Source organism: Thiobacter subterraneus (assembly GCF_055379455.1).
Map to the genome: position 1 here is coordinate 248,381 of NZ_AP042402.1, position 13,067 is coordinate 261,447.

The 13,067-nt window shown below is 66.7% G+C and carries 13 protein-coding genes; 1 reads left to right on the forward strand and 12 read right to left on the reverse strand.

Translation table 11 applies throughout. The annotated features are described in order from the left end of the window. The first annotated feature begins 35 nt into the window (after positions 1 to 35). Positions 36 to 1,004 carry a selenoneine biosynthesis selenosugar synthase SenB gene (senB, locus tag ACZ42P_RS01410; protein ID WP_464898325.1) on the forward strand — a complete coding sequence of 323 codons (969 nt, stop codon included), beginning with the start codon at positions 36 to 38 and terminating at the stop codon, positions 1,002 to 1,004. On the opposite strand, the gene ACZ42P_RS01415 is transcribed toward senB, so the two are convergent. The 12 genes from ACZ42P_RS01415 to ispC form a co-directional block, all read right to left on the reverse strand. Continuing rightward, a complete protein-coding gene (locus ACZ42P_RS01415; RefSeq protein ID WP_464898326.1) occupies positions 986 to 1,720 on the reverse strand; it encodes a class I SAM-dependent methyltransferase in 735 nt (244 codons plus the stop codon). The genes senB and ACZ42P_RS01415 overlap by 19 nt on opposite strands. Positions 1,721 to 1,733: 13 nt before the next feature. Then, complete coding sequence (motB, locus tag ACZ42P_RS01420; RefSeq protein ID WP_464898327.1) at positions 1,734 to 2,669, reverse strand: flagellar motor protein MotB; 936 nt, start codon at positions 2,667 to 2,669, stop codon at positions 1,734 to 1,736. A gap of 6 nt (positions 2,670 to 2,675) precedes the next feature. Next, on the reverse strand, positions 2,676 to 3,536 hold the full coding sequence (gene motA / locus ACZ42P_RS01425; RefSeq protein ID WP_464898328.1) for a flagellar motor stator protein MotA: 861 nt from the start codon (positions 3,534 to 3,536) through the stop codon (positions 2,676 to 2,678). A gap of 154 nt (positions 3,537 to 3,690) precedes the next feature. Continuing rightward, the gene (rnhB, locus tag ACZ42P_RS01430) at positions 3,691 to 4,290 is read right to left on the reverse strand and encodes a ribonuclease HII (RefSeq protein ID WP_464898329.1); all 600 of its coding nucleotides are present in this window, start codon (positions 4,288 to 4,290) and stop codon (positions 3,691 to 3,693) included. Next, a complete protein-coding gene (gene lpxB, locus ACZ42P_RS01435) occupies positions 4,283 to 5,437 on the reverse strand; it encodes a lipid-A-disaccharide synthase (protein WP_464898330.1) in 1,155 nt (384 codons plus the stop codon). Before lpxB ends, rnhB begins: the two co-directional genes overlap by 8 nt. Before the next feature lie 17 nt (positions 5,438 to 5,454). Then, complete coding sequence (lpxA, locus tag ACZ42P_RS01440) at positions 5,455 to 6,228, reverse strand: acyl-ACP--UDP-N-acetylglucosamine O-acyltransferase (RefSeq protein ID WP_464898331.1); 774 nt, start codon at positions 6,226 to 6,228, stop codon at positions 5,455 to 5,457. Further along, a complete protein-coding gene (gene fabZ, locus ACZ42P_RS01445; protein WP_464899344.1) occupies positions 6,225 to 6,662 on the reverse strand; it encodes a 3-hydroxyacyl-ACP dehydratase FabZ in 438 nt (145 codons plus the stop codon). The genes lpxA and fabZ overlap by 4 nt, the downstream gene beginning before the upstream one ends. A gap of 5 nt (positions 6,663 to 6,667) precedes the next feature. Continuing rightward, positions 6,668 to 7,720 carry a UDP-3-O-(3-hydroxymyristoyl)glucosamine N-acyltransferase gene (gene lpxD, locus ACZ42P_RS01450; protein WP_464898332.1) on the reverse strand — a complete coding sequence of 351 codons (1,053 nt, stop codon included), beginning with the start codon at positions 7,718 to 7,720 and terminating at the stop codon, positions 6,668 to 6,670. Positions 7,721 to 7,748: 28 nt separating this feature from the next. Then, entirely contained in the window at positions 7,749 to 8,255 is a 507-nt protein-coding gene (locus tag ACZ42P_RS01455; RefSeq protein WP_464898333.1) for an OmpH/Skp family outer membrane protein, read from the reverse strand. Positions 8,256 to 8,264: 9 nt separating this feature from the next. Then, entirely contained in the window at positions 8,265 to 10,541 is a 2,277-nt protein-coding gene (gene bamA, locus ACZ42P_RS01460) for an outer membrane protein assembly factor BamA (protein ID WP_464898334.1), read from the reverse strand. 4 nt (positions 10,542 to 10,545) lie between these two features. Then, complete coding sequence (gene rseP, locus ACZ42P_RS01465; RefSeq protein ID WP_464898335.1) at positions 10,546 to 11,883, reverse strand: RIP metalloprotease RseP; 1,338 nt, start codon at positions 11,881 to 11,883, stop codon at positions 10,546 to 10,548. Continuing rightward, entirely contained in the window at positions 11,880 to 13,061 is a 1,182-nt protein-coding gene (ispC, locus tag ACZ42P_RS01470; protein WP_464898336.1) for a 1-deoxy-D-xylulose-5-phosphate reductoisomerase, read from the reverse strand. Before ispC ends, rseP begins: the two co-directional genes overlap by 4 nt. Positions 13,062 to 13,067: the final 6 nt, after the last annotated feature.

Sequence of the window (13,067 nt, forward strand, 5' to 3'; positions counted from 1 at the left end):
GGATTGTCCATTGGGCCGGCGCCTTGGCTGTCTCCATGAGAATCGTCATCGTCACCCCTGCCGGACCGCGTTTGCGCACCGGCAACCGCCATACCGCCCTGCGCTGGGCTCGTTTCCTGCGCCAGTTGGGGCATCGGGTGCGCGTCGTCACGCGCTGGGACGGGCAGCAGGCGGACCTGATGATCGCGCTCCATGCGCGCCGTTCCCACCGGTCCATCCAGCGTTTCCATCTGTGTTTTCCCGGGCGGCCGCTGGTGGTGGTGCTCACGGGCACCGACCTCTACCGCGACCTCGCGCAGGACGCGGCGGCGCGCCGCTCCCTCGACATGGCCAGCTGGCTGGTCGTGCTGCAGGAGGAAGGGCGGCGGGCCCTGCCCGGCCGCTGGCGGCGCAAGACCGGCGTGGTGTATCAGTCCGCGCCCCCTGGCCTGCCCCTGCCGGCGCGGGAGGGCTTCCCGGTCTGTGTCGTGGGCCACCTGCGCGCGGAGAAGGATCCCTTTCTGTGCGCCCTGGCCCTGACCCAGTTGCCTGCGACTTCGCGCATCGAGGTCTGGCATCTGGGGCGGGCCCTGGATGTCGCCCACGGTGCACAGGCCCGTCAGTGGAGTGCCGCCCTGCCCCGCTACCACTGGCTGGGCGAGGTGACGCCAGCGGCCGTGCGCACCACGATGCGCGAATGCCGTCTGCTGGTGTTGAGTTCGCGCATGGAAGGAGGCGCCAACGTGATTGCCGAGGCCCTGGCGGTGGGGCTGCCGGTGCTGGCCTCGCGCGTGCCGGGCAATGTAGGCATGCTGGGTCGGGATTACGCGGGCTATTTCCCCGCGGGGGACGACAAGGCGTTGGCGGCCCTCATGCTTCGGGCGGAATCCGACCCGGACTTCCTTGCCCTGCTGGCTGCCCAGTGCCGGCGCCGGGCCCGGCTCATGAGGCCGTCCCGCGAGCGGCGCGCGCTGGCACGGGTCATCGTCGCCGCCCGGCATCGCGCTCACAGGCGCCACAGGTAGAGCCGCTGACGGCCGCCGGTTTCGATGATCTCGTCCGGCGCCACGCCGGGCACCGGAAATTCCACGCTGATGAAGAGGCTCCCCGGACGCATCTCCGCGCGCACCTTGTGCCACAGCCGGGGCATGGCGGCTGGCGAGAGATAGGCGAACACCAGGTCGTAAGGTCGAAGATCGTGGTGCCAGAAGGAACCCCGGTGTAGGCGCAGGTTGGCGATTCCCCGCGCCCGCAGGCGGCTGACCAGCCAGGGCAGCGGCGCGGCCTCGATGCCCTCGAACTGGAGATCCGGCCGGCACCGGGCGAGATACAAGAGGGGGCCGCCCAGTCCCGCACCCAGATCCAGCACCCGGCCGGCGGTGGGGAGCCGCGCTTCGATGGCCTGCCACACCGGTGGCCCAGACAGATAAAGGGGCACCCGGGTGCGCCAGGTACTCCAGTAGATCAGGGTGAGCAGAACGAACCCGGCGAGGAACCACTCGGAGGCAATGTCCAGGGTGGCCACCAGGATGAGCGCGGGGGCGAACAAGAACTGGATGGGCAGCCACCACCAGGGCAGGCGCAGGGCCGCGGCCAGTGCCGTGGCCCCGAGACTGTGCAGCAGGAGCCAGACCCCGGCAGGCAGGGTCAGGAGGGACGCCAGCGCGGTCACCGCCAGACCCGCGCCTACCTGGGCCAGGGCCGCGCGCAGCGCCACCGGCCAGGATCGCGGTGCATTCACGGCGGATGCGGTCTCACGGAGCAGGCTTGAGGGCGGCAGCACCGGCGTCACCCTTGAGGGTTTCGGCGGAGACTTCGAGTTTGCCGCCATCGCTGCGCACCGCTTCTTCCGTGCGCTTGTTCATGACGATGATGCTGATGCGGCGGTTGATGGGGTTGTAGGGATCGTCCCTGTCGAAGGGCACCGCGGAGCCCAGCCCCACCACGCGCAGGATCTTGCCCTCGTTGATGCCGCCCGCCACCAGCTCCCGGCGCGAGGCATTGGCACGGTCCGCCGACAGCTCCCAGTTGCTGTAGCCGCGCTCGCCCCCCGAGTAGGGGGTGGCATCGGTGTGTCCCGACAGGCTGATGGTATTGGGCACGTCGTTCAGCACCTTGGCGATTTCCGTCAGGATGTCCCGCGCATAGGGTTCCAGCACGGCGCTGCCCACCTTGAACATGGGGCGGTTCTTCTCGTCCACGATCTGGATGCGCAGGCCCTCGCTGGTGATGTCGATCAAAAGCTGTTTCTTGAAGGGCTTGAGGGCCGGGTTGCTGTCGATCAGTTTTTCCAGCCTGTCCTTGAGCGCCTGGAGCTGCTGGCGTTCCAGCCTTTCCTGCTCGGCGCGCGCGGCCTCCAGATTGACGGTTTTCTTCTTCTGGGGGGTGTCGGTTTTTTCCACCTGGCCGGTCTTGCGGGAGACATCGGTGCCGCCGCCCTTGATCACCGAGGAGGCATCCCCTGCTCCGCTGCCGCCCGACAGGGAAATCTTGAGAGGGGCCTTGAAGTATTCCGCAATGCCTTCGCGCTGGGCCTTGGTGGTGGAGCCCAACAGCCACATGAGCAGGAAGAAGGCCATCATGGCGGTGACGAAGTCGGCATAGGCGATCTTCCACGCCCCGCCATGGTGGCCATGGGCCGTCTTCTTGACCCGCTTGACGATGATTGGACGCTGGGAGTCGTCGCTCATGGCCGGTCACTTGCCCTTGCGGCTCTTCACTTCCTCTTCCAGCTCGCTGAAGCTGGGCCGTTCGGTGGAGTAGAGCACCTTGCGCCCGAATTCCACGGCCATCTGTGGCGCATAGCCGTTGAGACTGGCCAGCAGGGTCACCTTGATGCACTCCAGGAACTTGGTCTGCTCCGCGAGGCTGTGTTCGAGGCGCGTGGCCAGCGGTCCCACGAAGCCATAGGCAAGCAGAATACCCAGGAAGGTGCCCACCAGCGCATGGGCGATGAGCATGCCCAGCTCGGAGGGCGGCAGGCCCACGGATTCCATGGTGTGTACCACCCCCATCACGGCCGCCACGATACCGAAGGCCGGCATGGCGTCCCCCAGCTTGCTCAGGGCATTGATGGGCACCTCGCCCTCGTGGTGGTGGGTTTCGATTTCATTGTCCATCAGGTTTTCGATCTCGAAGGCATTCAGGCTGCCGCTCACCATGAGGCGCAGGTAGTCCGTGATGAAATCCATCACGTGGTGATCGGAGACGATGGACGGATATTTGGAAAACAAAGGGCTTTCCTGGGGCGATTCCACGTCGCTCTCGATGGACATCAGGCCTTCCTTGCGCACCTTGGCCAGCACTTCGTAGAGCATGGACAGCAGGTCCATGTACAGGGCCTTGTTGTACTTGGAACCCTTGAACAGCTGGGGCAGGGCCTTGAGGGTCGCCTTCAGGGGCTTGCCGCCATTGGCCACCACGAAGGCGCCGACGGCCGCCCCGCCGATCATGAGCAGTTCCAGGGGTTGCATCAGCGCGGCGAGGTGACCGCCGGAGAGGACGAAACCTCCCAGCACCGAGCCGATGACGATGATGTAGCCGATGATGACAAACATGAGCGGGTCTCTGCAGCAAACGACGGGATGGCAGCTTGTCTGGTTGGGCCGTGCCCCTGTGGATGGACGGCCTGGAGACAACTACGGCAAACCAACCACGATCTTTAGGGTTGGGTTGCCCAGGGCGCTCCCGGCCCCTTGACCACCCGATCCCTCAATCCCTGCTGACGGCCGCGAGCACCCGTGCCACCGGTGCGAAACTCCTGCGATGCTCCGGACAGACGCCATGACGGCGCAGGGCCTCCAGGTGGTCCGGTGTGGGATAGCCCTTGTGCCGGGCGAAGCCGTAGGCCGGATAGAGCCGGTCCAGCCGGACGAGGGCGCGGTCGCGCGCCACCTTGGCCAGGATGGACGCCGCGGAGATCTCCGCCACCGTGGCATCGCCTGCCACCACGGTCTCCACGCCGGCAACGAGCCCCACTGGCAACACGGGCGCCCGGTTGCCATCCACCCGCACATGGTGAGGCGCCACGGGCAGATACGCCAGCGCCCGCTGCATGGCCAGCAGGCTGGCCTGCAGGATGTTGAGGCGGTCGATCTCCCAGGCCTCGGCGCGGGCAATGGCCCAGGCGACGGCCTGACGCATGATGTCCCGGCAGAGGGACTCGCGGCGCGCCGCCGTGAGCTTCTTGGAATCCGCAAGGCCCGCGATGGGACGGCCGGGATCGAGAATGACCGCCGCAGCATAGACGGGGCCGGCCAGAGGGCCCCTGCCCGCCTCGTCCACGCCGCATACCAGCAGTCTTTCAGCCACGCCTGCCCTCCAGATAAGCGGCGATGGTGGCGGCCACCCGTTCCGCATTGGATTGACGCAGCAGCTCGTGCATGCGCAGGAACTCGGTTTCCAGCGCCGCCGTGAAGCGGGGATGGGCGAGCAGATTGCACACGGCCTGGGCGAGGTTCTCGGGCGTTGCGTCCTCCTGGAGCAGCTCGGGCACCAGAAAGCGTTCCGCGAGCACATTGGGCAGGCCCACGTAGGGCAGATAGCGGCGCGGCCACATAAGCCGGTAGGTGAGCGCCGGTACCCGGTAGGTGATCACCATGGGGCGTTTCAGCAAGGCTGCCTCCAGGGTCGCCGTGCCGGAGGCCACCAAAACCACGTTGGCGGCCGTCATGGCGGCATGGGCGTGGCCGAACAGGATGCGCAGGGGCAGATCCCAGGCCTGCCGGCGATACAGGGCCGCCTCGAAGCGCTCGCGCGTCTCGCGCGTGACCAGGGGCACCAGGAAAGACACGCCGGGCCGCAGGCGCAGGATGGCCTGGGCGGTCTCGACGAAGAGATCGCCCATCAGCTCCAGTTCGCTTTGCCGGCTGCCTGGCAGCAGGGCCACGATCTCCCCTTCCGGCGGCAGGTGCAGGGCTTCCCGGGCCGCGGCGCGGTCCGGTGTCAGGGGCAGCATGTCCGCCAGGGGATGCCCGACATAGGTGGCGGGAATGCCCGCCGCCTCGTAGATGGCCGGCTCGAAGGGAAACAACAGCAGCATGTGGGAGACCGCGCGCCGGATCTTGCGCAGGCGCCCCGCGCGCCAGGCCCACACGGAGGGGCCGACGTACTGGAAGGTGGGGATGCCGGCGGCCTTGAGGGCGCGTTCCAGTCCCAGATTGAAATCCGGGGCGTCCACGCCGATGAACAAATCCGGCCGGGTCGCGAGAAAATGCCGGCGCAGCCGGCGCCGGATGCGCAGGATGGCAGGCAGGCTTTTGACCGCCTCCACATAACCGCGCACCGCCAGCGTCTCCATGGGAAACAGGGAACGCACGCCGGCGGCGATCATCTTCGGCCCGCCGATGCCCTCGAAGGTGGCGCCGGGCAGACGCGCCCGGAGGGCGGCGACCAGATGGCTGCCCAGCAGGTCGCCGGACGCTTCTCCCGCCACGATGCCGATGCGCACCTGCTCCATGGATGGGGAGGCGGGATTTAGCGGATGATGCCGCGCGTGGAGCGGGCGAGGAAATCCACCAGGAGCTGGATCGCCGGCTCCGTGCCGGCCTGTTCGGCCAGCCTGGCCTTGGCTTCCTCCAGGGTGAGGCCGGAGCGGTAGAGGGTCTTGTAGGCCTGCTTGAGCGCCGCCAGTGTCCCGGGCGAAAACCCCCGCCGGCGCAGACCTTCGGTATTGAGCCCGTGGGGTCTGGCACCATCGCTGCCGGCGGCGGTGACATAGGGCGGGATGTCCTTGAAAACGGTGGTGTTCACCGCCGTCATGACATGGGCGCCGATCTTGCAGAACTGGTGCACGCCGGTGAACCCGCCCAGGATGGCGTAATCGTCCACTTCCACGTGGCCCGCGAGGTTGGTGCAGTTGGCGAAGATGGTGTGGTTGCCGACGATGCAGTCATGGGCGATGTGCACGTAGGCCATGATCCAGTTGTCGCTGCCGATGCGGGTGACGCCGCCTCCCTGGACCGTCCCCACGTTGAGCGTGGTGAACTCGCGGATGGTGTTGCGGTCGCCGATTTCCAGGCGCGTGGGCTCGCCCGCGTATTTCTTGTCCTGGGGAATTTCGCCGATGGAAGCGAACTGGAAGATCCGGTTGTCGCGCCCGATCCGGGTGTGGCCCGTGATCACCGCATGGGCGCCGATGCGGGTACCGTCGCCGATTTCCACGTGTTCACCCACCACGGCATATGGACCAATCTCCACATTGGCGCCCAGACGCGCACCCGGATGAACGATGGCGGTGGGATGGATCATACGACCTTGCGCACCGTGCACATGAGCTCGGCCTCGGCGGCCACCGCCTCCCCCACCCGCGCCCTGCCGGCGAACTTCCAGATGCCCTTGATGGCGCGCAGGAACTCCACTTCCAGCATGAGCTGGTCGCCGGGCCCCACCGGCCGCTTGAAGCGCGCGCCGTCGATGCCCACGAAGTAATACACGGAATCGGCATCCGGCGTGGTGTTCTCGCTCTTGAAGGACAGAATCGCCGCCGCCTGGGCCATGGCCTCCACGATCAGCACGCCCGGAAACACCGGTCGGTTCGGAAAATGTCCCTGGAAGAAGGGTTCGTTCACGCTGACATTCTTCACCGCGACGATCCTCTTGCCGGGCTCGATTGTCTCCACCCGGTCCAGCATCAGGAAGGGGTAGCGGTGGGGCAGATATTTCATGATCTCGTTGATGTCCATGGCGCTCATGGCTGTTTCCTTTCCAGTTCCTGAATCTTCTGTTCCAGCGCACGGATGCGGCTCGCCATCTCCTCCACCTGGCGCAGACGCGCCTGCATGTGCATCCATTCCCTGTGGGGCTGGGCCGACCACACGCCGGTATAGGTGCTGCCCGGTTCGGTGATGGACTTGGTGACGAAGCTGCCCACCGAGATGGTCACGTTGTCGGCGATGGTGAGATGCCCGATGATCCCCGCCGCGCCCCCCACCATGCAGTGACGGCCGATGGTGGTGCTGCCCGCCACGCCCACGCAGGCGGCCATCACGGTATGGGCCCCGATGCGCACGTTGTGGGCGATCTGGATCAGGTTGTCGAGCTTGACGCCCTCCTCGATCACCGTGTCGTCCACGGCGCCGCGGTCGATGGTGGTATTGGCGCCGATTTCCACGTCATCCCCGATCACCACCCGGCCGATCTGGGGAATCTTCAGCCACCGCTCCTCCTCCGGCGCGAAACCGAAGCCGTCGGCACCGATCACCGCACCGGCATGCACGATCACGCGCCTGCCCAGCACGCAGCGGTGATAGATGGTGACACCGGGGTAAAGCAGGCAATCCTCGCCCAGCACCGCCTCCTCCCCCACATGGCAGCCGGCGCCGATGCGGCAGCGGGGCCCAATGCGTGCACCCGCCGCGACGTGCACCAGCGGACCGATGGAAGCAGTGGCATCCACCTGGGCGCCGGGGTCCACCACCGCGCTGGGATGCACACCCGGCCGCAGCGGCGGGGGCGGATGGAGCAGCGCCAGCGCCCGCGCCAGATAGGCGTAGGGATTGTCCACGACGATGCGCGGCAGGGTCGTGGCCTCCCGGTCGCGCGGCCCCAGGATGACCGCCGCGGCTTTCGTGGTGGCCAGCTGCGCGCGGTATTTGGGATTGGTGAGAAAGCTCAGCGTCCCCGGCCCCGCCTGGGCCAGGGTGGCGATTTCCCGGATGTGCACCGAGCCGTCGCCCACCACCTCGCCACCGAGGCGCCGGGCGATTTCGGCAAGGCTGAGGCCGGCGGACGCATCGGGCATGGTTGCAACGCTGGGGGAACGGCCTGCGTCACTTGTCCGCCAGGGCCTTCAGGATCTTGTCGGTGATGTCGATGCGGTTGCTGACATACACCGCCTCCTGCAGGATGAGGTCGTATTTTTCCTTCTCGGCCAGCTCACCGATGGCCTTGTTGACCCGCTCCTGGAATGCAGCGCGCTCCTCGTTCTGGCGGATGTTGAGGTCCTCCCGGAATTCGCGCTGGGCACGCTGCAGGTCCCGGTTGAGATTGGCGAGCTCGCGCTCCTTGTTGCGGCGCTCGGTCTCGCTCAGGGTGACGCTCTCCTTCTCCAGATAGGCCTGCAGCTCACGGAACTGCTTGGCCATTTTCTGGATTTCGGCATCGCGCGCGGCGAATTCCTTCTCCAGCTTCTTGCTGGCCCGGATGGCCGGCGCCGATTCGCGGAAGATGCGCTCCACGTTGACGAAACCCACCTTGAGCTCCGCGGCCGGAACCGGGGCGGTGAAACCTGCGGTCGCCAACAGCGCGACCGCCATGATCTGCCTGACTCTTTTCATACCTGCTCTCTAGAAAACGGAACCCAACTGAAACTGGAACACTTCGGTCTTGTCGTCCGGCTTGGCGTTCAGGGCCTTGGCCAGACTGAACTTGAGCGGTCCCACGGGCGACACCCAACTCAGGGCAATGCCCGCCGAATAGCGCAGATCGCCCAGACTCACCTTGGCGCCCTCGCCATAGACGGCACCGGCATCGACGAAGGCACTCAGGCGCGCCGACTTGTCGTTCTTCATGCCGGGGACGGGAAACAGGTATTCCGCATTGCCCACCAGACGGCGTGTGCCGCCGATGGCCTGCCCGAGGTTGTCCTTGGGACCAATGGTGCCGGCCTTGTAGCCGCGCACCGAAGTCACGCCCCCCGCGTAATAGTTTTTGAAGAAGGGAAAGGGATCGCCGCCCAGACCCTTGGCCCAACCCACTTCGCCGTTGAGCAGCAGGGCCGTCTCCCGTGACAGGGGTTTGAGCCACTGGTGCTGATAGGTGAGCTTGACGTAATTGAGTTCACCCCCGGGCAGGCCGATCTCACCCACCGCGCGCTGCAGCATGCCCTTCATGGGATAGAGACGGCTGTCCCGCGTGTCCCGCGCCCAGGAGGCATCACCCCGCAGGATGGAATAGCTGTTGCCGAAGGTGGAAACGAACTGGGCATAAACCGGCGAGGCGGTGGTGTCCACGGTGGACTTGGTGTGCTCATAGCCCAGCCCGAAGCCCACGGTGTCGGTTTCCGTGATGGGGACGCCCAGACGCAGGCCCAGCCCCTGGCTGGAGGTGGTGTACGTGGTCACGGACAGTGCAGTGGAATCCACCTTGCGGGTGTAGATGTCGAAGCCCAGGCTCAGCCCCTCATCCGTGTAATAGGGATTGGTATAGGACAGGGCATAGACGGTGTTCACCTTGCTGGTGTTGGCCTGCACCGCCAGGAAGTTGCCCGAGCCCAGCACGTTGGCCTGGGACACGGAACCACTCAGGATGAGACCTTCGCCACTGGAGAACCCGGCACCGGCCATGATGTTGCCCGTGGGCTTTTCCTCGACACGCACGTTGACGTCCACCTGGTCGGTGGTGCCCGCCACGGCGGGCGTTTCCACGTTTACTTCCTTGAAGTAGTCCAGCTTGTCGAGGCGCTCCCGGGAGCGGTTGATTTTCGCCGCAGAGTACCAGCCGCCCTCGATCTGGCGCATCTCGCGCCGGATCACCTCGTCGCGGGTGCGCGTGTTGCCGGTGATGCGCACGCTGCGCACATAGACACGCCGGCCCGGGTCGATGAAGAAGGTGAACGCCACCCGCTGGTGCTCCCGGTCCACTTCCGGCACTGCGTTCACGTTGGCAAAGGCGTAGCCCTCGTTGCCCAGCCGGTCGCTGATTGCCTTGGTGGTTTCGGTGATGCGCTCCCGGGAGAACACCTCACCGCTCTTGACGGTCACCAGCTTGCGCAGCTCGTCTTCGGGAATCAGCAGCTCGCCCGCGACCTTGATGTCGGACAGGGTATAGCGTGGGCCCTCGTGGATGTTGATGGTGATGTAGATGTCCTTCTTGTCCGGCGTGATCTGCACCTGGGTGGATTCGATGGCGAAATCCATGTAGCCCCGGTTGAGATAGAAGGAGCGCAGGGTTTCCAGGTCGCCCGCCAGCTTCTGCTTCGAATACTGGTCGTTCTTGGTGTACCAGGACAGCCAGTTGGGCGTGGACAGGTTCATCAGATCCAGCAGGTCCTTCTCGCGGAAGGCCTGGGCGCCGACGATGTTGATCTGGCGGATCTTGGCCACCTCCCCTTCCGAGATGTCGAACCGGATCGCCACCCGGTTGCGCTCCAGGGGCGTGACGGTGGTCTTGATCTCGACCCCATACTTGCCGCGCGCGAGGTACTGGCGCTTGAGTTCCTGTTCGGCCTTGTCCAGGAGCGCCCGGTCGAATATGCGCGACTCGGCCAGCCCCACTTCCTTGAGGCCGGTCTTGAGCTGATCCTTGCTGAATTCCTTGGCGCCGAAGATGTCGATCTGGCCGATGGCGGGCCGCTCCTGGACCTGGACGATGAGCACACCGTCCTGGACTTCCAGGCGCACGTCGCTGAAGAAGCCGGTGGCGAACAGCGCTTTGATGGCGGCGGCGGATTTTTCCTCGTCGAAGGTTTCTCCCACCTTCACCGGGAGATAGCTGAACACCGTGCCCGCCTCGGTGCGCTGGATGCCTTCGACGCGGATGTCCTTGACCACGAAGGGTTCGAAGGCGAACGCCGCCCGGCTCAGCCCCGCTGCCAGCAGCCACACCAGGAGGGAAGGTCTCATGCGATCACGGCCCAAGCAAGCGGTTGATGTCGTTGTAGAGGGCGAACAGCATCAGGGTGAACAGGAGCGCCATGCCGATCCGCTGCCCGAGCATGAGAATTTTCTCGGAGGGTGGGCGTCCCGTGATGATTTCGCCCACATGATACAACAAATGCCCGCCATCCAGCACCGGCACCGGCAGCAGGTTGAGCACACCCAGACTCACGCTGAGCAGGGCGAGAAAGAGCAGCCAGGGCATCCAGCCCAGCTGGGCCGTCTGTCCGGCATAATCGGCGATGGCCACCGGACCGCTCAGGTTGCGCCACGACACCTCGCCCCAGATCATTTTCCAGAGAAGCTGCACACTCAGCACGGCACCGTCCCAGGTCTTGCGTGCACCCGCCGTGAGCGCACCCAGCACACCGTGGCGCACCGTGGTGAAGGCGTAGGCACTGGCGCCGATGCGCCCGATGGCTTCCCCGTTGACCCGCTCCGGGCGCGGCGTGACCACGATCTCCAGAGACCGGCCTGCGCGCAGTACGCGCAGGGTCAGCGCCTCGCCGGGATGGCGGCGGATCTTTTCCACCAGTGCCTGCCAGCTTGCCACCGGCTCGCCATTGACCGCCGCCACCCAGTCTCCCGTTTGCAGGCCCGCGGCGGCAGCCGGTGAATCCGGCAGCACCTCGCCGATGCGCGGCTGGGCGAAGCGCGCGGGGGTGAGCCCAAGACGGGCGAGAAACTCGCGGCCCTGGTCCGCGCCATCGTCGGCGGTCAGGTGCAGGACATGCACCGCCCGGCCCCCGTCGGCTTTGCGTACCCAGATCTCCAGCTCGCCCGCGCGTCCCAGCTCGGCCAGCAGCGCCCAGTGCACGTCATCCCACACCGTCACCGGCGTGCCCCCGATGACCTCCAGGGTATCGCCCTTTTCCAGCCCCGCCGCGGCGGCGGGGGTGCCGGGCGCCGGCGCATCGATCACCGGCCGCAGGCCCGGCATCCCGTGCAGGAACAGGGCCCAGTAGATGAAAAGCGCCAGCAGAAAATTCGCGAGCGGGCCCGCCGCCACGATGGCCATGCGCTTCCACACCGGCTGGCGGTTGAAGGCCTGGGGTAGCGCCGCGGGCGGCACCGGGCCTTCGTGTTCGTCCAGCATCTTCACATAGCCCCCCAGGGGAAAGGCCGCGATCACCCATTCCGTGCCTTCCGGGTTGAAGCGGCGCGCCCACAGGGGCCGCCCGAAGCCCACCGAGAAACGCAGCACCCGCACGCCGCAGGCCCGCGCCGCCAGATAGTGGCCAAACTCGTGCACCACGATGAGCACGCCCAAGGTGACCAGGAAGGCGACGGGTGTGATGAGCCAGCTCATGCCGCTTCGCTCTGGGACAGCAGCCGGCGGGCGAGTGCCCGGGCCTGCGCATCGGCCGCCAGCACCGCTTCCAGACTGTGTGCCGGCTCGGCGGGCAGGCGCGCCAGCACGGTCTCGATCAGGGCCGGAATGCGCCGGAAGGGCAGCGTCTCGGCGAGAAAGGCTTCCACCGCCACCTCGTTGGCGGCATTGAGCAGCGCAGGCGCGGTGCCGCCCGCGCGCAGCGCGTCATAGGCGAGTGAGAGGCAGGGAAAGCGCGCAGGGTCGGGGGCTTCGAAATCCAGGCGAGCGACGCGGAACAGGTCGAGGGCCTCCACCCCGCTGTCGATGCGCTCCGGATAGGCCAGGGCGTGGGCGATGGGGGTGCGCATGTCCGGATTGCCCAATTGCGCCAGCACCGAGCCGTCCACGTATTCCACCATGGAATGGATCACGCTCTGGGGGTGGATCACCACCTGGATCTGTTCGGGCGAGGCACCGAACAGCCAGTGGGCCTCGATCACCTCCAGCCCCTTGTTCATCATGGTGGCGGAATCCACGGAGATCTTGCGTCCCATCACCCAGTTGGGATGGGCGCAGGCCTCGGCAGGCGTGACGTTGTCGAGGGACTCCGGCGCGCGGGTGCGAAACGGTCCGCCCGAGGCGGTGAGCAGGATGCGCCGAACCCCGCGCGCGGAAAGCCCGCCGCCTCCCGGAGGCAGACACTGGAACACGGCATTGTGCTCACTGTCGATGGGCAACAGTTCCGCGCCGCTGGCCCGCACCGCCTCCATGAACAGGGCGCCGGACATCACCAGCGCCTCCTTGTTGGCGAGCAGGATGCGCTTGCCGGCGCGCGCCGCCGCCAGGGTGGGCACCAGACCCGCGGCCCCGACGATGGCCGCCATGACCGTGTCCACCTCCGGTGCGGCGGCCACCTGCGCCAGTGCCGCCTCCCCCGCCAGCACCCGGGTGGGCAGGCCTTCCGCGCGCAGCGCGGCCGCCAGGGCATCGGCCGCGTCCGGGCGCATCAAAACCGCATAAACGGGACGGAAGCGCCGGCACTGCTCCAAAAGCCGCGGCCACTGTGCCTGCGCGGTCAGGGCGAAGACCTGGAAGCGGTCCGGATGGCGTGCCACCACATCCAGCGTGCTGGTGCCGATGGAGCCGGTGGAGCCGAGGATGGTGAGTCGCCGCATGACGTT

Coding starts and splice junctions, on each gene's coding strand:
- lpxD (WP_464898332.1), bottom strand. CDS start 7,720: ATGCCCGATGCGTCCGCCGGCCTCAGCCTTGCCGAAATCGCCCGGCGC.
- ispC (WP_464898336.1), bottom strand. CDS start 13,061: ATGCGGCGACTCACCATCCTCGGCTCCACCGGCTCCATCGGCACCAGC.
- motA (WP_464898328.1), bottom strand. CDS start 3,536: ATGTTTGTCATCATCGGCTACATCATCGTCATCGGCTCGGTGCTGGGA.
- fabZ (WP_464899344.1), bottom strand. CDS start 6,662: ATGGACATCAACGAGATCATGAAATATCTGCCCCACCGCTACCCCTTC.
- lpxA (WP_464898331.1), bottom strand. CDS start 6,228: ATGATCCATCCCACCGCCATCGTTCATCCGGGTGCGCGTCTGGGCGCC.
- rseP (WP_464898335.1), bottom strand. CDS start 11,883: ATGAGCTGGCTCATCACACCCGTCGCCTTCCTGGTCACCTTGGGCGTG.
- bamA (WP_464898334.1), bottom strand. CDS start 10,541: ATGAGACCTTCCCTCCTGGTGTGGCTGCTGGCAGCGGGGCTGAGCCGG.
- senB (WP_464898325.1), top strand. CDS start 36: ATGAGAATCGTCATCGTCACCCCTGCCGGACCGCGTTTGCGCACCGGC.
- lpxB (WP_464898330.1), bottom strand. CDS start 5,437: ATGGAGCAGGTGCGCATCGGCATCGTGGCGGGAGAAGCGTCCGGCGAC.
- ACZ42P_RS01455 (WP_464898333.1), bottom strand. CDS start 8,255: ATGAAAAGAGTCAGGCAGATCATGGCGGTCGCGCTGTTGGCGACCGCA.
- motB (WP_464898327.1), bottom strand. CDS start 2,669: ATGAGCGACGACTCCCAGCGTCCAATCATCGTCAAGCGGGTCAAGAAG.